This window comes from Paenibacillus urinalis (assembly GCF_028747985.1).
In the GTDB taxonomy this organism is placed as follows: domain Bacteria; phylum Bacillota; class Bacilli; order Paenibacillales; family Paenibacillaceae; genus Paenibacillus; species Paenibacillus urinalis.
Window position 1 is genome coordinate 3,958,644 of record NZ_CP118108.1, and the last position, 19,804, is coordinate 3,978,447.

17 protein-coding genes and 1 other annotated feature are annotated in these 19,804 nt (G+C 47.5%); of the genes, 1 reads left to right on the plus strand and 16 read right to left on the minus strand.

Annotation, left to right across the window (positions count from 1 at the left end):
* Nucleotides 1–23: 23 nt before the first annotated feature.
* The 10 genes from pyrE to lspA form a co-directional block, all read right to left on the minus strand.
* Complete coding sequence (pyrE, locus tag PUW25_RS18340; protein ID WP_047910894.1) at nt 24–665, minus strand: orotate phosphoribosyltransferase; 642 nt, start codon at nt 663–665, stop codon at nt 24–26.
* Nucleotides 662–1,402, minus strand: coding sequence for an orotidine-5'-phosphate decarboxylase (pyrF, locus tag PUW25_RS18345; protein WP_047910893.1), 741 nt, complete (start codon nt 1,400–1,402; stop codon nt 662–664). The genes pyrE and pyrF overlap by 4 nt, the downstream gene beginning before the upstream one ends.
* Before the next feature lie 106 nt (nt 1,403–1,508).
* Nucleotides 1,509–4,727: a carbamoyl-phosphate synthase large subunit gene (gene carB, locus PUW25_RS18350; protein ID WP_047910892.1), complete on the minus strand. Its 3,219-nt coding sequence runs from the start codon at nt 4,725–4,727 to the stop codon at nt 1,509–1,511.
* 1 nt (nt 4,728) lies between these two features.
* Nucleotides 4,729–5,871, minus strand: a complete 1,143-nt coding sequence (gene carA, locus PUW25_RS18355; protein WP_047910891.1) for a glutamine-hydrolyzing carbamoyl-phosphate synthase small subunit — start codon at nt 5,869–5,871, stop codon at nt 4,729–4,731.
* 96 nt (nt 5,872–5,967) lie between these two features.
* A complete protein-coding gene (locus PUW25_RS18360; RefSeq protein ID WP_047910890.1) occupies nt 5,968–7,272 on the minus strand; it encodes a dihydroorotase in 1,305 nt (434 codons plus the stop codon).
* A gap of 107 nt (nt 7,273–7,379) precedes the next feature.
* Nucleotides 7,380–8,294: an aspartate carbamoyltransferase catalytic subunit gene (locus tag PUW25_RS18365; protein WP_274337355.1), complete on the minus strand. Its 915-nt coding sequence runs from the start codon at nt 8,292–8,294 to the stop codon at nt 7,380–7,382.
* Nucleotides 8,291–8,845 (minus strand): bifunctional pyr operon transcriptional regulator/uracil phosphoribosyltransferase PyrR, encoded by a 555-nt coding sequence (gene pyrR, locus PUW25_RS18370; protein WP_047910888.1) that lies wholly within the window; start codon nt 8,843–8,845, stop codon nt 8,291–8,293. Before pyrR ends, PUW25_RS18365 begins: the two co-directional genes overlap by 4 nt.
* Before the next feature lie 805 nt (nt 8,846–9,650).
* Nucleotides 9,651–10,904 (minus strand): LL-diaminopimelate aminotransferase, encoded by a 1,254-nt coding sequence (locus PUW25_RS18375; RefSeq protein WP_047910887.1) that lies wholly within the window; start codon nt 10,902–10,904, stop codon nt 9,651–9,653.
* Nucleotides 10,905–11,122: 218 nt separating this feature from the next.
* Entirely contained in the window at nt 11,123–12,064 is a 942-nt protein-coding gene (locus tag PUW25_RS18380) for an RluA family pseudouridine synthase (RefSeq protein WP_047910886.1), read from the minus strand.
* Nucleotides 12,065–12,068: 4 nt separating this feature from the next.
* Nucleotides 12,069–12,560, minus strand: a complete 492-nt coding sequence (gene lspA, locus PUW25_RS18385) for a signal peptidase II (RefSeq protein WP_047910885.1) — start codon at nt 12,558–12,560, stop codon at nt 12,069–12,071.
* Nucleotides 12,561–12,784: 224 nt separating this feature from the next.
* Between lspA and PUW25_RS18390 the strand changes: the two genes are divergently transcribed.
* Complete coding sequence (locus PUW25_RS18390; protein WP_047910884.1) at nt 12,785–13,519, plus strand: TraR/DksA C4-type zinc finger protein; 735 nt, start codon at nt 12,785–12,787, stop codon at nt 13,517–13,519.
* Between the two features lie 41 nt (nt 13,520–13,560).
* Here PUW25_RS18390 and PUW25_RS18395 read toward each other — a convergent pair whose 3' ends face one another.
* The 6 genes from PUW25_RS18395 to PUW25_RS18420 all read right to left on the minus strand — a co-directional run bounded on the left by PUW25_RS18395 (nt 13,561) and on the right by PUW25_RS18420 (nt 19,802).
* A complete protein-coding gene (locus PUW25_RS18395; RefSeq protein ID WP_370510325.1) occupies nt 13,561–13,845 on the minus strand; it encodes a DUF5665 domain-containing protein in 285 nt (94 codons plus the stop codon).
* Nucleotides 13,846–14,078: 233 nt separating this feature from the next.
* The gene (gene ileS / locus PUW25_RS18400) at nt 14,079–17,168 is read right to left on the minus strand and encodes an isoleucine--tRNA ligase (protein WP_274337356.1); all 3,090 of its coding nucleotides are present in this window, start codon (nt 17,166–17,168) and stop codon (nt 14,079–14,081) included.
* Nucleotides 17,169–17,238: 70 nt separating this feature from the next.
* Nucleotides 17,239–17,514: a binding site (T-box leader), on the minus strand.
* A gap of 79 nt (nt 17,515–17,593) precedes the next feature.
* On the minus strand, nt 17,594–18,103 hold the full coding sequence (locus PUW25_RS18405) for a DivIVA domain-containing protein (RefSeq protein WP_076313226.1): 510 nt from the start codon (nt 18,101–18,103) through the stop codon (nt 17,594–17,596).
* 136 nt (nt 18,104–18,239) lie between these two features.
* Entirely contained in the window at nt 18,240–19,022 is a 783-nt protein-coding gene (locus PUW25_RS18410; RefSeq protein ID WP_274337357.1) for a YlmH family RNA-binding protein, read from the minus strand.
* A 35-nt stretch (nt 19,023–19,057) separates the two neighbouring features.
* On the minus strand, nt 19,058–19,327 hold the full coding sequence (locus tag PUW25_RS18415; RefSeq protein WP_081872297.1) for a YggT family protein: 270 nt from the start codon (nt 19,325–19,327) through the stop codon (nt 19,058–19,060).
* Nucleotides 19,328–19,334: 7 nt separating this feature from the next.
* Nucleotides 19,335–19,802 (minus strand): cell division protein SepF, encoded by a 468-nt coding sequence (locus PUW25_RS18420; protein ID WP_274337358.1) that lies wholly within the window; start codon nt 19,800–19,802, stop codon nt 19,335–19,337.
* Nucleotides 19,803–19,804: the final 2 nt, after the last annotated feature.

The following is a 19,804-nucleotide window of genomic DNA, read 5'->3' on the forward strand; positions in this document are numbered from 1 at the left end:
GCCTATCTATAGAAACTTTTATATTACAATCCAAATGAATTTGGATCTTCACGCCAGGAGCGAAGCAATTCCAGGTCCGTTTCGGCAATAGCTCCTTCACGCAGAGCCACCTCAGTCAGCGCTGTATAATTGGACAAGCTTTGCAGTGGAATTCCCGCTTCTTCAAAAGCCTTCGATGCCCGATCCAGCTGATAGCTGAAGATTGCCAGTACGGCAAGTGCCTCTGCTCCAGCTTCCTGTACCGCCTTTGCAGCCTTCAAAGAGCTTCCTCCTGTGGAGATCAAATCTTCAATGACGATGACTTTTTGACCTTCGCGAACAAGTCCCTCGATCAGGTTTTCTTTCCCGTGCCCTTTGGCCTTGTCACGAATGTAAATCATCGGAAGTCCCAGCTTCTGCGCAACGAATGCAGCGTGAGGGATACCGGCGGTTGCAGTTCCAGCGATGACTTCTGTTTCCGGATACTGCTCGCGGATAACTGCTGCGAACGATTCAGCGATTAGATCTCGAATTTCGGGATAGGACATCGTGAGCCGATTGTCACAATAGATCGGAGATTTAATGCCGGAGGTCCAGGTAAAAGGCTGATTCGGACGCAGTGCCACTGCCTTAATCTGTAGCAATTTGGATGCCAGCTGTTCTGGAATTTGCGTTAATGTTGTCATTGATTCATCATCTCCTCAATAATTTGCTCTGCTGCCGCTCTTGGGTTCTCACTGGCAGTTATAGGCCGGCCCACAACGATGTAGCTGCTGCCTCCAGCGATGGCTTGTCCAGGTGTAAGAATTCGGGACTGGTCGCCTACCGCGCTTCCCGCAGGGCGAATCCCCGGTGTAACCGTATAAAATTGATCTCCACATGCTTCTCTGATTGCAGCTACCTCTAGCGGTGATGCAACTACACCTTGAAGTCCCGCTTCCTTGGCGAGCGAGGCATAGCGTACAACAGCCGTCTCTACATCGCCTGGAATGCCAATTTCATCGTTCATCGTCGCCTGATTCGTACTTGTCAGCTGAGTTACTGCGATAATCGTCGGAACTCTAAGTCCCTCCTCTTCCGCTGCCTGTTTGGCTCCCGCCAGTGCAGCGGACATCATCTCTCTGCCCCCAGCGGCATGAACGTTGAACATATCCACACCCAGCCGGGTAACGCTATGTGAGCCACCCTTCACTGTATTGGGGATATCATGCATTTTCACATCCAGAAATACAGAATACCCTTTCTCCTTAAGCTCTTTCACAAAGGACGGACCTGCCGAATAGAACAGCTGCATTCCGACTTTCATGTAGCAAGGTATTCCCTCAAGACGGTCAATCAGCTGTCTCGCACCGTCTGCATCAGGATAGTCCAACGCTACCATCAGGCGTCCAGCCATTTCTTTATATTCAGAAGATAATTGCATCTGCCGCTCTCCTCCATCCATTTCTTTTATTCGTTATAAAGGACATCGGATAAAGCCCGCTGATTCAGAGCTTTATCGATGTCCTCTAAGATATTGTCTATGCGAATCAGCGGCTGAACGCTGGCATGGATTCGGAGGAGAAGTTAATGGTCTCCAGCATTTGCAGAAGTGCGCGTACCGTATCCAGAGACGTCATACATACAACCCCGTTCTCAACAGCTTCCCGGCGAATACGGAACCCGTCACGCTGCGGTGTTTTACCTTTTGTCAGCGTATTGAATACGAAGTTCGCTTCACCTGTACGAATCATATCCAGAATGTTCGGTGTTCCTTCGCTGAGCTTGTTGACGGTTTGAACCGGAATTCCCGCCTTAGCGAGTGCATCCGCAGTACCGCCCGTTGCAATGATCTTGTAGCCAAGCTTGTAGAAGCCGCCGAGCAGAGATACAGCCTCGTCCTTGTCTTTATCTGCTACAGTGGCGATAATCGCGCCGGAAGAAGGAATCTTCATGCCGGCTCCGATCAGTCCTTTGTACAGCGCCTTCGCGTATAGCACATCACGACCCATAACTTCACCCGTAGATTTCATTTCAGGTCCCAGCGTAGGTTCTACACGGCGCAGCTTCGCAAAGGAGAAGACCGGCACTTTCACCGATACATGATCACTCTCCGGCCATAGACCATCCACATAGCCTTGATCCGCAAGCTTGTTGCCAAGAATCGCCTGGGTCGCCAGATTCGCCATTGGAATGCCGGTTACTTTGCTCAGGAATGGAACGGTTCTTGAAGATCTAGGGTTAACCTCGATAACATACACATCATCTTGATAGATAACGAACTGAATGTTCACGAGCCCGATCGTCTTGAGTTCCTTCGCAATTTTAATCGTGATATCTACAATTTTTTCTTTCAAATGTGCTTCCAGGTGCTGCGGAGGATATACTGCAATGGAGTCACCGGAGTGAACACCTGCCCGTTCAACATGCTCCATAATTCCCGGGATCAGAACCGTTTCACCGTCACAGATCGCATCGACTTCAACCTCTTTACCCAGCATATAGCGGTCAATCAGCACCGGGTGCTCAGGATTAATCTTCACTGCCTGCTCCATGTAGCTGAGCAGCTCGCTGTCGGAGTATACAATCTCCATCGCGCGTCCGCCAAGTACGTAGGAAGGACGCACCAGTACCGGATAGCCCAAACCTTGTGCAGTGCCAACGGCCTCATCAACAGAAGTAACTGTGCTGCCTTGCGGCTGTGCAATTGACAATCGGGACAGCAGTGCTTCAAATTTCTTGCGGTCTTCGGCTTCGTCAATGCTCGCAAGATCTGTACCCAGTATCTTCACTCCTGCTGCGGCAAGCGGTGCAGCCAGGTTGATCGCGGTTTGTCCACCGAACTGCACGATGACGCCGATCGGGTTCTCCTGCTCAATTACGTTCATTACATCTTCGAAGAACAATGGTTCAAAGTAGAGTCGGTCAGACGTATTGAAATCCGTGGATACTGTTTCAGGGTTATTATTGATAATAACCGCTTCGTATCCCGCCTTTTGAATCGCCCATACCGCGTGTACTGTTGAATAGTCGAATTCGATACCTTGGCCGATCCGAATCGGACCCGAACCGAGTACCACAATCTTCTCCTTGTCGGAAGGAAGAACCTCATTCTCGGTTTCATAGCTTGAGTAGTAGTATGGTGTGGTTGCTTCGAACTCTGCTGCGCAGGTATCTACCATTTTGTAGACAGGACGCAGGTTTTGAGCCTCACGCAATTCACGGACTTCACTTTCCTTCGTATGAGCTGTCCCTGGTTGACCTTCAGCACGAAGCTCGGCAATAGAACGGTCTGTAAAGCCCATGCGTTTCGCTTGATACAATGTTTCCGCAGTCAGTTCTTTCTCTGACCGAATCTGGTCTTCGAATTTGACGATGGCTTCAATCTTATCCAGGAACCACCAGTCAATCTTCGTAATATCCTGAATTTCTTGGAGCGTGTATCCACGACGGAATGCTTCAGCGACTAAGAACATTCGCTCATCGTCCGGTTTAGCAAGGCGGTTTCTAAGTACCTCATCTTCGAGTGTTGCCGCTTCTTTTAGATAGATGCGGTTCACACCAATCTCGAGAGAGCGGACAGCCTTATGAATGGACTCTTCAAAAGTACGCCCGATCGCCATAACCTCGCCGGTTGCTTTCATCTGAGTACCCAGCTTACGGTTAGCGGATGTAAATTTATCAAATGGCCAGCGTGGAATTTTACTTACGATATAATCAAGCGTTGGCTCAAAGAATGCATAGGTTTGACCTGTTACCGGGTTAATGATCTCATCCAGTGTATAGCCGAGTGCGATCTTGGCCGCCATCTTAGCAATCGGATATCCCGTTGCTTTGGAAGCCAGAGCAGAAGAGCGGCTGACACGCGGATTAACCTCGATAACATAGTATTGGAAGCTTTGCGGATCCAGCGCAAATTGCACGTTACATCCACCCTCAATGTTCAAGGCGCGGATAATTTTAAGCGATGCCGAGCGAAGCATTTGATATTCACGGTCGGACAGCGTTTGGCTTGGAGCCACAACGATACTATCGCCTGTATGCACGCCTACCGGGTCAAAGTTCTCCATGTTGCAGACAACGATACAGTTATCGTTAGCATCCCGCATGACTTCATATTCGACTTCCTTCATTCCCGCGATACTCTTCTCAACGAGGCACTGTGTAATCGGGCTGTAACGAAGACCCGAAGCTACAGTCTCAAGAAGCTCTTCTTCATCTGCACAGATACCGCCTCCCGTTCCACCCAGCGTATAAGCAGGTCGAACAATGATTGGGTATCCAATCTCATTAGCGAATTTTACTGCTTCTTCTACTGTTGTTACAATCGTGCTTTCTGGTACCGGCTGTTCCAGCTCACGCATCAGTTCACGGAACAGATCACGATCTTCCGCTTTCTCAATCGAAGTAAGCTGAGTTCCGAGCAATTTTACATTTTCACTTTCCAGTACGCCGGCACGAGCCAGCTCCACGGCCATGTTAAGGCCCGTTTGGCCGCCAAGCGTTGGAAGAAGTCCATCCGGACGCTCCTGACGAATGATTTGGGTGACAAAGTCGAGCGTGATGGGTTCGATATATACTTTGTCTGCCATATTGGTGTCTGTCATAATCGTAGCTGGGTTGCTGTTTATAAGAACAACTTCCACGCCTTCTTCTTTGAGCGCTTGGCACGCTTGGGTCCCGGCATAGTCAAACTCTGCAGCCTGACCGATGACAATCGGGCCGGACCCGATGACAAGAATTTTCTTGAGGTCTTTATTAATAGGCATGTTAGCGTGCTCCTTTCCCTGCTGCGGCAAGAACGGCTTGGCGCGGCTTCTGCGGGTTGTTTTGTTTATGTTCACGAATCATATCAAGGAAGCGGTCGAACAGATAGGAATTATCCTGTGGACCTGGTGCTGCTTCTGGATGATACTGCACTGAGAAAGCAGGGTATTTGGTATGCTTCAACCCTTCAATCGTTTTGTCATTGTTGTTGATGTGTGTAACTTCCAGATCTGTTCCTTTAATGGATTCTTCGTTAACCGTATAGCCGTGATTCTGGGAAGTAATATAGCAGCGTCCTGTTTCAAGCTCCTTCACCGGATGGTTACCGCCGCGGTGTCCGAATTTCAGTTTTTCCGTATTTGCACCTGCTGCCAGAGCGAACAGCTGATGTCCCAGACAGATCCCGAAGATCGGATATTCACCCAGAAGCTCAGATACCATCTTGACTGCATGAGGCACGTCTTTTGGATCCCCAGGGCCGTTAGAGAGCTGAATTCCGTCCGGATTCAATCTACGGATCTCTTCTGCCGTCGTGTCATGAGGTACGACCACAATGTCACAGCCGCGCTTGTTCAGCTCACGCAAAATCCCTGTTTTCGCACCGTAGTCAACAAGTACGATTTTTTCACCGATGCCAGGGCTGTTATATACATGTTTCGTAGAAGTCATTGGCACCTGGTTGCGAAGCTCATCAATCGTCGTATCACCCATCATTTCCAGAAGCTCTTCAACCGGCTTGGAGCCTGTTGTTAGAATCCCCTTCATCGTTCCTTGGTGACGAATGCGGCGTGTCAGCATCCGTGTGTCGATATCACTGATACCGATAATCCCATGTTCTTTGAGCAGCATGTCAATGCTGTATTCAGCGCGCCAGTTGCTTGGCACCGGTTCGTAACGGCGAGTTACGAAACCATGCACGTATGGACGGATGGATTCAAAGTCATCCCGGGTAATTCCGTAGTTTCCGATCAGCGGATAGGTCATTGTTACAATTTGTCCGCAGTAAGAAGGATCAGAGAGCACCTCTTGGTAGCCCGTAATTCCTGTATTAAAAACGACCTCACCTGTTTGCTCACCTTCAGCCCCGAATGCTCTGCCTGTGAACAATGTGCCGTCTTCTAGTAATAATCTTGCTTGTGCCTGCATCCAACTCACTCCTTCGTTGTATCTGTTTCATATTTAAAATGTGCTTACATAATGAATTGATAAGATAATAGTGCGTAAACCATATTGATTACTTGTTTAGCTTAATGTTGGATCAGAATATACCTTCTTGCCGTCTACAAAAGTCATAACCGGCCAGCCTTTGAGCTCCCAGCCTGTGAATGGAGTATTGCGTCCTTTGGTCGCAAACTCGTTCGGATCAACCGCGCGAAGTCCTTCAAGATCAATGATGGTGACATCCGCGATGGCATCCTTCTCAAGACGACCTGTATCCAGTCTGAATACCCGAGCAGGCTCAGCTGTCATTTTGTCAACAAGAAACTTGAGCGTCCATTTTCCTGTCTCCACGAACTTGGTATAGAGCAGCGGAAATGCGGTCTCAAACCCGACAATTCCGAACGGAGCGAGCTCCATCCCTTTGGCTTTCTCCTCCGCGCTGTGAGGTGCATGGTCTGTGACGATCATATCGAGCGTTCCGTCCTCAAGCCCCTTGATGCAGGCTTCTACATCACGGCGGGAACGAAGGGGAGGATTCATCTTCCAATTCGCATCCAGACCCGGAATGTCTTCATCTGCCAGTATCAGATGGTGCGGACATACCTCAGCCGTTACTTTAATTCCGATTTCTTTCGCTTGGCGGATCAGTCTTACGGATTGCTCTGTACTTACGTGGCAGACATGGTAGTGCACGCCTGTGGCTTCTGCCAGCAGAATGTCGCGTCCTACATGGATTGCCTCAGACTCGTTTGGAATCCCTTTGAGCCCATGCTTCCTTGCGAACTCTCCTTCGGCTACACATGCGCCTTCTACCAGAGAGTTATCTTCACAGTGAGCAATAACCGGCATATCCAGCGAAGCCGCTAAGGCCATCGCATCCTTCATCATCTGCGCGCTCTGCACACCAACACCGTCATCTGTGTAGCCGATCGCACCTGCTGATTTAAGTGCTTCAAAGTTGGTCAGCTCACGGCCCAGTTCATTGATCGTAATAGCTGCATAGGGCAGTACTTTTGCCAGATTTGCTTCCTGTGCTTTTTTCAGCACCATCTGCACCGTTTCCGGATCATCTGTGACAGGTCTCGTATTCGGCATGCAGGCGATGGTGGTAAACCCGCCTTTTACAGCAGAACGGCTGCCGGTTTCGATCGTCTCTTTATGCTCAAATCCCGGCTCCCTAAGATGTACATGCATGTCGATCAGCCCTGGGACAACCAGCTTGCCTGCCGCATCAATCACTTCTACATCTGTATCTTCTGAAGCGAAGTAGCCTGCATTTTCATCCATGATGTCAAGAATTTTGCCATCCGCTATCATAATGCTTTTCCGTTCAAGTTCCCCTTCTTGATTCAGCACGTTTGCATTCTTTATAAAATAAGCTTTCATTTATATCCTCCGCTCCGGTCACCCATCTACGTTATTCAAGATGTTTGTACCTGTTTAATGTTGGTAGCTGATATTTTTCTCTGTCTTGTCTTCTACTTCATGCCTATTTATAGAAGCAATGCGCGTTCCATAACCGCCATCCGGATTGGAACTCCGTTCGACATTTGCGGGAAGATCCGGGAAGCCGGACTCTCTACGACCGCGTCATCAATTTCAACATTCCGGTTTACCGGAGCAGGGTGCATAATAATTGTGCTTGGATTCAGCTTCGCGGCACGCTCTTCTGTAAGTCCGAACTGCTCACGATACTCCTCTGCCTTCATATCAATGCCTTTATCATGTCTTTCCAGCTGGACTCTCAGCATCATGACTACATCCGCCTTGAGAGCTTCATTAATGCTGATATAAGGCGCGTGTGCTTCAAGCTCAGGAGCCTTCATCATGTCTGGAGCACAGAACTTTACGTTCGCTCCGAGTTTTTGCAATGCCCACAGATTGGAGCGCGCTACCCGGCTGTGCTTGATATCGCCGATGATGGAGACATTCAGTCCCTTGAGACTGCCGAAGGTTTGACGCATCGTGTACAGATCCAGCAGCGCCTGGGTTGGATGCTCGTTGTTTCCGTCTCCTGCGTTAACCAGAGGTACCTTCACTTTCTCAGCAAGCTGTGCAAGTACACCTTCCGGCTTCAATCGAATCACTCCAGCATCAATTCCCATTGATTCAAGTGTGCGTACCGTATCGTAGATTGATTCTCCCTTGGCTACACTGGAAGCCGCCGCAGCGAAATTCAATACCTCAGCACACAGTCGTTTCTCTGCCATCTCAAAAGAAAATCTCGTTCGCGTGCTGTTCTCAAAAAACATGTTTGCAACGAATCTGGACGCAAGAACCGGCACTAGCTTCTCCTCTTGTTTATCCCAGTGTGCCGCCCGATCCAGAATCGACTCGATCTCACTTGCTGCCAGATCCTTCAGTCCCAGCAGGCTGCGCTCTCTAATACTTTTCGCGGTTAGTATCATGCTTCATTCCCCCGGTTCTGATTAATGGTGACTTCGTCTTTACCATCAACTTCGATCAGAGCAACCTCGATCGATTCCGATCTTGAGGAAGGGACATTCTTCCCGATAAAATCAGGTCTAACCGGCAGCTCGCGATGACCGCGGTCTGCAAGTACGGCAAGCTGTATCATTTGGGGACGGCCGATATCCATCAAAGCATCCATTGCAGCACGAATGGTTCTGCCTGTGTAGAGGACATCGTCGAACAGAATTACTTTTTTATTGTGAATGTCAATGTCCAGCTGCTGCTTCATGCTTCGTCTTACATCTGCCTCCACATTCCGGTCATCCCGATAAGGGGTGACATCGAGGTCAATGCAGGGAACCTTTTTCCCTTCAATTTCCTCAATCTTTGCTGCAATGCGTTCTGCGAGATATACACCGCGTGTGCGGATGCCGACAAGAATACAGCCTTCGATTCCTTTGTTCTTCTCCAAAATCTCATGTGCAATCCGAGTGAGTGCTCTGCGAATTGCAATCTCATCCATGATGACGTGTGCTTCACCGCTCATGTGTTTAACCTCCTCCTGGGTTTCCTTGCTTTCTTATGGTCCCGTGACGAGATAAAAAAAACTCCCTGCCGATAAAACTTGGGCAAGGAGTCTCAAAACCGCGGCTACGCACGCCGGGTCACTAAGCTCTAAAGGACATACGGAAGCAGCAGCCGCAGCTACAGATCCGGGTCCAATCACGTTACCTTGCCAGTCTCACGGGACTGATTTAAAGGTGCTATTCATGTTATTGCGCAGGCGTGTAACCTCTCTGGATTACTCACATTCCTAGGCAATTTTTCATCGACATGAATTATGACAGAAAGCTTATCCTCTGTCAACACCTTAACCAAAAAGAAGCACCAAGTGAAGTAATAAACGTTACACAGCGATGAGATTTATACAAAATTATCAGAGGAATATACATTAAACATTCATTATTTTTAATAATTATACAATAACTCCGTATATTTATCCACTGTTCTTTTTTGAAGCTTGGGATCGGCATAGTGTGACCTTAGAAGCGATCCGAGTTTAAAGAACTTTGGCAATGCACACAAAAAAAGAGACCCTCAGCAAAGGGTCTCTTACCGTACGTATTTAATAATTAATGGTCATCCTTGGCAAGTCTGCGGAACATAGCTGTAATACCGATTCCGCCCAAGACCATAATAACTGCGATCATTGCGATAAATTCCATAAAATTATGCCTCCTTCATGGATTTCTTATAGATCTAGTCTACCTCAATTCGGAGGACTTTTATTAATCAATCCGTGACAAAACTATGAAAGATACCACTTGGATATATTTGGATTAAGATTAGGATTAGAATTCGAACTGAACATCACTTAGCCGGCGTTTTATTTCACCGATTACACGCTGCTCCTCTTCTTCACCGTTTGCTTCAAATGTAACAGAGAAACGGACAAAATGACCGGCATCGTCCCACGGTACAGAAGAGATCAGCTTCTCACGAATGAGAAACTGAGAGAAATCTTCACCGGATTCAAAACGTCGCCCCCCCGCAATTCCAGATGGAGCTTCAACGTACAAGTAGACGGAGCCTTTTGGCTTCTCTACTCGGAAGCCCAGCTCATTCAATGCCTGGACCAGCAAATCATGACGACGGGAGTACTTCTCTGTCATTTTTAACGTAATTTCTGGATGTGCAAGTCCATAGGCAGCTGCTTTTTGAATAGCCGTAGATTGCCCTGAATCATGATTGTCTTTTATTTCGCTGAACGCCTTTATAACAAGCGGATTCCCCGCAGCGAACCCCATGCTCCAGCCTGTCATATTGAACGATTTGGAGAGGGAATGGAGCTCTACGCCCACATCTTTGGCACCTGGCACAGACAAGAAGCTGAATGGCTTGACGCCATCATACGTAAGAGCTGCATAAGTGGCATCATGCACTACCATCACATTGTACTTCTTAGCCCATTCGATCACTTCAGTGAAGAATTCAGCTGTTGCGCTAGCACCTGTTGGATTGTTCGGATAATTCAAATAAATCAGCTTCGCACGAAGAGCAATCTCTTCTGGAATCGAAGTGAGGTCAGGCAGGAAATGGTTCTCTTTGGTCAATTGAACATTGTAAACTTCTCCGCCCAGATACTTCGTATGCGTACCCATAACAGGGTAACCCGGTACAGTCAGAACGGCAACATCACCTGGATTGATAAATGCAGAAGGGATGATGGCCAGAGCGGACTTGGAGCCGGAGGAATAAACGACCTCAGTCACAGGATCGATATCTTCTACACTGAATACCTCTGCAAGATATGCTGCAGCCGCTTCTTTAAATTCTGGAACTCCATTATTTGCATACCCGCGATTTTCCGGCTTCGCAGCCTCTGCAGCTAGTGTCGCAGCGATTCCGGTATCCATCATTTCATTTGGCTCGTAAGCTCCCAGGTTTATCAGTTCAATGTCGGGAAAATTTTTATTCGCCGCTGTAATTGCGCGTTTGATTTTATCCAATTTATTGTTGTTTGGCGATTTACCATAGTTCGGACCGCCGATACGATCAGCAAAGCAATTCTGAATATACGTTTCTTGGTATTTGTCAATGCTCATGAGTGTCCATCCTCCCTTGTAACCAGTTTGCATTTCGGAAAATGCCTGTCACACTTATTACCCATTGGATTGAGGTTTTCCACCAGTTTGCATTCAATCACCATGAAATATTCAGGCATTCTGTAAGTTTCTCTTCTCAAAAAATCATAAAGAAAGAGCCGCACATCACTGCGGCCCTTTCAGTTTCTATATAAGACTCGAACATATAAATGAACAGCTTATCTGCTTCGGAGTGAAGCGAGTACATCTTCCATATCTTGAGGCAGAGGGGCGTTAAATTCCAGTGTTTCGCCTGAATCCGGATGAACGAAGCCCAGCGTTGCTGCATGCAGTGCTTGTCCGTTCATCTTCACACCCTTGCTTCGTCCATACATCGGATCTCCGACTAGCGAATGACCAATAAACTTCATGTGCACCCGAATTTGATGGGTTCTGCCCGTCTCCAGCTTGAGCTCTAACAAGGTGTAGTCCCCAAGCCGCTCCATCACGGAAAAATGAGTCACTGCATGCTTGCTGTTACGCTCCGTTACGGTAAACATCTTCCGATCGTGTGCATCACGGCCAATAGGCGCATCAATGGTCCCCTGATCATGCTGAACATGTCCATGGACCAATGCAATATAACGTCTATTGACACTATGGTCTTTAAGCTGCGCCGCAAGCGATGCATGGGCTTTATCATTCTTCGCAGCCATCAGAAGTCCTGACGTATCCTTATCAATTCTGTGCACGATGCCAGGACGCAGTTCTCCGTTGATGCCAGACAGGTCATGGCAATGATACATCAGCGCATTTACTAGCGTACCCGAGGCATGGCCTGGTGCGGGATGTACAACGAGACCTCTCTGCTTATTTACCACAATGACACTCGAATCTTCATAAACCACTTCAAGCGGGATATTCTCGGGCAGTATTTCAACCGCGGCAACCTCGGGGACAACAAGCTCAATCTTGTCTCCTGCTGCCAGTTTATAGTTCGACTTTACTTGGCTGCCGTTAACGGTCACCTGACCATCACCAATCCAGATTTGAACCTGGGAACGCGATACGCCCTCCATACTGTCAGCAATATATTTATCAATTCGTTCCTTAGCGAAATCCGCCTCAACGGTCCATTCTTGGATGTCCTGGCCTGATTCCTGATCGGACCGATCTGTCATAGATTTATTCCTTCCCTTCCTCTTGGCTCTGTGCCGCCTGCTTCTCACGTCTTGTTTCAAGCAGTGTGTCCAATATAATCAAGCCTACACCGACGACAATCGCAGAATCGGCGATGTTAAAGATCGGAAAGGTGTAGCTTCCAAAATTAAATTTAAAGAAATCGACAACCTCGCCCATCAGCAGTCGATCGATAAAGTTGCCCAGTGCACCGCCAAGCACCATAGCAAGAGCTACAGGTAATATTTTATCCGGCTGTGATTTCACCTTGTAGATATACCAGATCAAGGCTACAGCTACAATCGTTGTTACCACAATAAAGAACCACGTCTGACCCTGCAAAATGCCGAAGGCCGCTCCACGATTCCGATGGGAAGTGATCAAGAAGAAATCGCCAATTACGGATATTTCCTCCCCAATGGTCATCCGAGTTGCAACAAGCCATTTTGTACCCTGGTCCACTAGAAAAACAATTAGTGCAATGACATAATATATCACCTTTTTTTGTCACTCCGATCCTTCTCTTTTACCATTCCATGGGTAATGCCTCGTATATTGTAGCACAAGGTCACGAACAGCGTCTATTTTAAGCTGGCTCCTGGGAATGGACGGCCATGGTGAATCATTTTTGCAAAATCCTCCTTCTCTAAAATTGAACAAATCAGCACACTCTATACAGACAAACCGATGAAGGATAAGTTCAACTAAAGGAGTAGACCGCCATGACGCATCTGACGAAGCAGGAATGGAACAGCTTGAAGAAGCAGCTTCTTGAGCAGCAACACGATATCGAGCAGCGCGAGAAGGAATCCGATCATTACGGGCTTAGTGGATCAACACGTTATGAAGCCGGAGAGTTAACGACTTTTGATAATCACCCAGGTGATGTTGCAACAGAAATGTATGAACGTGAAAAAGATATTTCGCTAAACGAGCACGATGAATTTATGCTTGAACGAATCAAAAGCGCGCTGAATCATATGGAAGAGGGCGATTACGGTATTTGCGCCGTATGCAGCAAGCCTATTCCTTATGAACGCCTTAATGCAGTACCGTATACCATTTATTGCAGAGAGCATGCTCCTGAAACCTCGGTATCGGAGGACCGTCCGATTGAGGAGGAATTCCTAAGTCCTCCATTCGGCAGAACAAGCCTGGATGAAAAGGATACCCAGAATGGATTCGATGGTGAAGATACCTGGCAGATTCTCGAAAATTACGGGAATTCCAACACGCCCGCTCTTCAGGAAGGCAACAATAACGATGATTATGATGCCATGTACATGGAGGCTGCCGAGGAGATTGATGGCTGTGTTGAAGCGTATGAGAGCTTTCTCGCGACAGACATATACGGCCAAAACGTATCCGTTGTACGCAACAAGCAGTACAGAAGATATTTGGAGAATCACGAGGGCATGAGCATTTTGGAGCCGGATGTTATTGAAGATGAACTATAGTTCGTCTTCCTAAAGCGAATTCCATCTAATGCTTAAGCGCTCTAATATGTATCCAGCTCCAATTGTCTCTGTACGATGCGTACAATATCGGCAATGTAATCCCCGACAATCGGTAAATTCAGCGCGCCAAGCAGCTGAAGAACATACACAATTGTCGCAGCAAAAAAGGTGAATCCGATCGCAATCCCGACCCCTCTTGCTGTTCCGGATAACAAATTAAGCCAGATCAGTCGCAGAGGCTTGTGCAGCAGTCTCGTATAATCTGCAATCCTTGATTTCTCCAGATCAAGAGCGAGCTTCTGAAGAACACTATGCATCTCATCCATCTGTTCGTCCATTTGCTTCACTTCTGCGGAATAATGCTGACGAATGCGTGATCTTCGCCGAATATTGTTCATAACGAAAAAGGCCTCATTCCTTCAATTATTTCAGTAAATATGAAACGAGCCGTAAGACGAGGGAGTTATCCTTCGGCATTAGCGGCTCGCTTTCACATGCAATTCTTTGCTATTATGTCCGCTTTGCCGGCATTTTAGCCGGAAAAGCTTCCTTATTTTTTCTAGTGAATCTTAACGCCAATCGTTCTCGAACCGGCTTCAACCCGTTCCATATCATCCGATGCACCAAACGTCAAATCTGTAACCAATACGTTCTCGCGAAGGACGGATTCAAAAGCTTCAATTGCAGCTCTCAGCTCATGATCCACATCCAGAGTCAGGTTCACACGCTTCTCAATCGGAAGATCAAGCTTCTTACGCGTATCCTGTACCGCACGGACCACCTCACGAACTAGACCTTCCTGTTCAAGCTCAGGCGTAATCTCCGTATTCAATGCAACGGTCAGTCCATAGCCGGAAGCTGCCGCAAAGCCTTCTTTTGCTTTTTTCTCAATCAACAGCTCTTCGCTTGTCACTTCCAGCTCTGCTCCGTCCGGTGAAACGATATTGAACTGGCCAGCTTCAACAACTGAACGAGTATCTTCTGCACTCATCGCTTTAAAATGATTTTGCAGGAAGCCTACATTCTTGCCGTATTTCTTACCTGCTACTTTCAGATTAAGCTTAAGTGTAAAGTCAACAAATCCACTGTCGCTCGTCTCCACCTCAATACTCTTCACGTTAATCTCATCCTTGATGATTTCTTCATAGCCAGGGAGATCAAACTCATGACTGAGCGATACAATGAGGGCCGACAACGGCTGACGGGTCTTAATCCCTGTCTCGTTACGAACATTCCGAGCAAGCTCAACAATGTTACGTGCCGTTTCCATATCCTGCTCCAGCTTCTCATCAATCAGAGCTTCATTCGCTACCGGATAATCGGTCAGATGCACGCTTCCCTTTCCTCCAAGGTTACCGTAGACATCTTCGGACAGCATCGGTGTAAATGGCGCCATCAGCTTAGACAACGTTAAGAGTACCTCTGTCAGTGTTCCATACGCTGCAAGCTTATCCTCAGTCAGACCGCTGCCCCAGAACCGATCACGGGAACGGCGGATATACCAGTTACTCAATTCGTCGACAAATACTTCAATCGCTTTAGCCGCATTCAGGAAGTCATTCACCTGAAGTCCCTTGCTTACTTTTGCAATGAGGGAATTCAGACGTGACAGCACCCAGCGATCCAGCTTATTCTCAGATCCTTCGAATGGATGCTTCTCTGGATCATATCCATCGATGTCAGCATAGAGCGCAAGGAAGGCATGGGTATTAACAATCGTGTCAATTACTTTGGATTTGGCTTCTCCGACGATGCCCTTGGAGAAACGCTTGCTGTTCCATGGAGCACTGTCTGCAAGGAGCGCCCAGCGGAATGCATCCGTACCATACTCCTCAATGATTTCCCAAGGATCAATTACATTTCCTTTGGATTTGGACATCTTCTGTCCGTTCTCATCCAAAATATGACCTGTTGCCATAACAGCCTTATAAGGTGCTTTACCTGTGAACAAGGTAGAAACAGCCAGCAGGCTGTAGAACCAGCCGCGGGTCTGATCAATTCCTTCACAGATCATGTCCGCAGGATATTGCTGTTCGAACGTCTCTTTGTTCTCAAACGGATAATGATGCTGTGCGTACGGCATCGACCCGCTGTCAAACCACACATCGATCACTTCTGAGGTCCGTTCCATAACTCCATTCTCACAGTGTGTACAATGTACCTTCACTTCATCAACGTAAGGCTTATGGAGCTCAAGCTCCGGACTTACCTCAGAGGTCGCATGTTTGCGCAGCTCTTCGTGGCTGTGAGGAGCGAACTGCCCTCCGCAATCCTGACATACCCACACGTTCAGCGGAGTACCCCAGTAACGGTTACGACTGATGTTCCAATCCACCAAATCCTCAAGGAACTTACCAAAACGTCCTTCACGTACGTGTCCTGGATACCAGTCCACCGTATTGTTGTTGGCGATCAGTTGATCCTTCACTGCCGTCGTTTCAATAAACCAGCTGTCCATAGCATAGTACAGAAGAGGAGATTTACAGCGCCAGCAGAATGGATAGCTGTGCTCGATTTTTTCCTTGCTGTACAGCAGTCCCTGCTCGGACAGATGCTTCACAATATCCAGATCGCAATCCTTAACAAAACGTCCGGCGAAATCGGTAACTTCCTCGGTATACTTCCCTTCCGAATTCACCACACTGACAAAGCTGATTCCATTCTCACGGCAAGTCTTGTAGTCATCCTCACCATGAGCGGGAGCCATATGAACAATTCCTGTGCCGCTGGCATCCGTAACAAAGCTTGCTCCAACCACGATATTCGCTTTTTCGGCTGAAATATAGTTGAACGGAGGAGTATAAGTCAAGCCGACAAGCTCAGAGCCTTGCAAGGTAGACAGCACCTCGTAGTCACCCTTCATCACTTTCTCGACGAGATTTTTTGCTACGATATAAATTCCGTCTTCCTGCTTAACACGTGCGTATTCCATCTCCGGGTTAACAGCAAGCGCAACATGAGACGGGAGTGTCCAAGGCGTCGTTGTCCAAGCCAGGATATACTCATCACGGTCATGAAGCTTGAATTTCGCTGTTGCACTAAGGTCCTTCACATCCTCATAGCCTTGTGCCACTTCGTGAGAGCTGAGTGTCGTCTGGCAGCACGGGCAATAAGGACTTACCCGGTGGCCCCGATAGAGCAGACCTTTGTCATGAATCGTAGCCAGGATGTTCCATACACTCTCGATGTAGGTGTTATCCAGTGTTACATAAGGATGATCCAGATCTGTCCAGTATCCGATCGCTTCCGTCAGCTCACGCCATTTATGCTCATACTCGAATACGCTCGCTTTACATTTCTTAATGAATTCTTCAACACCATAATTCTCAATTTCTTGTTTTCCGCTGATTCCCAGCTGTTTCTCTACACCGAGCTCCACCGGAAGACCATGCGTATCCCAGCCTGCCTTGCGGACAACCCGGTATCCGTTCATCGTTTGGTAGCGGCCGACAAAGTCCTTAATTACACGGCCCAGCACGTGACCGATATGTGGTGCTCCATTCGCTGTAGGCGGTCCTTCATAGAAGACATAATTAGGTCTGCCTTCACGATTCTCGATTGATTTCTTAAATGTATCTTCCGTCTGCCATTTTCCCAGGATTCGCTGCTCACGTGCGCGAGCCTTCTCCTTGACGTCAACTCGTTTCATCCATCTCTTCCTTTCATCAGTTACCTATGGTGTAATACTACTCCAAGAAAAATAAAAAAGCCCCGCCCCAAAAAGGGACGAGACTGTTCTCGCGTTACCACCCTAGTTCCGTCATCTGTCTGCATGTGACAAATAAACGGCGCTCTAATCCTTATGCGACTGCCATAAGGAGCCGATGTAACGTTCGGCATACGGTTCGGCTTAATCGCAGCTGCTGCAGCATGCTTTCGGCTTCACTTCTCCGGGATGATATTCAGCCATGGTCCGCTTCATTGGCTCGCACCTACCGCCAACTCTCTGTAAACGAATAACTCATGAGCTTACTGGTTCCCATCATCAAACCTTTATTATAATTTACATATAACAATATTTATAGCCTCTTTACAGCAAAAAGTCAACCTGACAGATGACCTGTGTATTTGGTATTAGTAAATTTCCTTCATTTCGCGCTCACGCTCACGAACTTCCTGCTCCCGGTTCTCCAGAGCTTCCCAGCCATCCACACTCAACAGCTCCAGCTGAGCCTCAACAAGTGTGCGGAAACGAGCACGGTAAATGGAAGCCTGCTTCTTGAGCTCCTCAACTTCAAGCGAAATTTTGCGTGACTTAGATAAAGCTTCGTTCACGATCCGGTCTGCATTCTTCTCTGCTTCCTTCACAATGAGCTGAGCTTCCTTCTTCGAATTATTCTTCACTTCATCAGCAGCTTCCTGCGCAACAATAATAGTCTTGCTGAGCGTTTCCTCAATATTAGCAAAATGATCCAGCTTCTCCTGCACGGACAGCAACTGTGTGCTTAGCTCCTTGTTCTCACGGATAACAGCCTCGTAGTCTTTGATTACTTGATCCAAAAACTCATTGACCTCATCCTCATCATAACCACGAATACGGCGGGCAAACTCCTTATTATGTATGTCCAGCGGCGTTAGTGGCATGCTGTCCACCTCCTATAGTATTAACCTCTTGATTAGAGAGGCATTGAACTTCATTTTATTTATCGGTCCAGCACATCATTTCATAAACTCTGACCTAAAGATTTCGACAAGAAAACAAGAATTCCTGCAAATATATTTACACAAATTTACCCACTTTCACACGGAACCGACCTTTCTTGGTCATTCCATCGGTTTCCATCACTTTAAAGCGCCCCAAGCCTTGGACAGATACGACGTCCCCTGCCTGCAGCATTTTGGATGGATCTTCTGCCACCTTCCAGTTCACTTTGCAGCGTCCTGCCTTAATCGGTGTAAGAATCTTGCTCCGGCTCAGTCTATACACATCGCTTGCTATCCCGTCCAAACGCAAAGAAGCCACCGTCAGATCCATCATCTGGAGAGCAACATCACTCGTCCGAAGCTGATCTATCGGCAGTATGTCCGTAAATACATTCATCCGATGCACCTGGTGCAGGTGAAGCGAGAAATAGTCTGCAATCTCCCTGGCAACAACGGTGTGGCATCCGTCATCCAGGACGTGAATGTCACCGAGCTTTCCACGTTTGAGCCCAAGGCTCAGCAGCGCCCCCATATAATCCCCGTGATCGAGCTGCAGAAATTTTTGATCCGCCGAAGTAATGCTTAGAACGACAAGTCCCATATCCTCACCATCTAGATAAGCATAGTCAGGAGCAATCAGTGCTCTTTGACGCTCCGCATTAGCAGAGCCGCCTTCCATACGCACTTGTACATCTCCTCTGCGATTCGCCAGCGTATCCAAAATATAGGCCTGGCGCGGGTCTAGAAAGTCCGTCAGCTTCATCTCATGATACTGTCCGGCACGTTCCACCCACTCCCAGGCCTTGTCTACAAAATCCCGTTCATCGGGGTGAAAATGTTCATAAATGTCTGTACGCATTTCATAATCACCCTGTCTATTCATTTAAAACTGATCTAAGCAAATATTCCTTGTAATATAGCTAACAGTCCTGTTGCAGCATATCTCAGCGCAATGATGGCTATGATCGGCGAAATGTCGAGCATCCCGAAAATAGGCGGTATGAATCTACGGAAAGGAGCTAGATACGGCTCTACAAGCTTGCCTAATATTTCTCCGAACTTAGACTCTCTCGCGTTAGGCAGCCAAGACATTAGGATGTAAATAATGATCATCCAATAATAAATGTTAACTAAGCTGTTAACAAATTGAAATACGAATTCCAAAAACCTGTCACCTCATTCTGTTGTAATCTACTTCGCTGTCGTGATCTGTAAGTATTTCCGCGATGGTTCCTTGTATTTCAACGGTGTCGGGTGTACAGAGAAAAATGTTTCCGCCGATTTTGGAAATGCCTCCGCCAAGCGCATAAACGGTTCCGCTTAGAAAATCAATAATGCGAAGAGCCTGATCCTTACGCACACGCTGCAAATTGACAACAACGGTCCGATGGGATTTGATATGATCGGCGATCTCCTGTGCTTCATCGTAACTACGCGGCTCGTACAGAACGACCTTTACATTTTTTTGGGAATGAATGCTTACGACATTATTGCCCTTCTGGTTTCTACGTTTATCAAAGCTCGGCGTTTCAACTTCTTGATCAGGTTCCTCTACACGCGTATTGACCTGCTCACGCTCTACAACCTCTTCTTCTTCCTGAAGACCGAAAAAATTCATAAATTTATTCACTACACTCATCT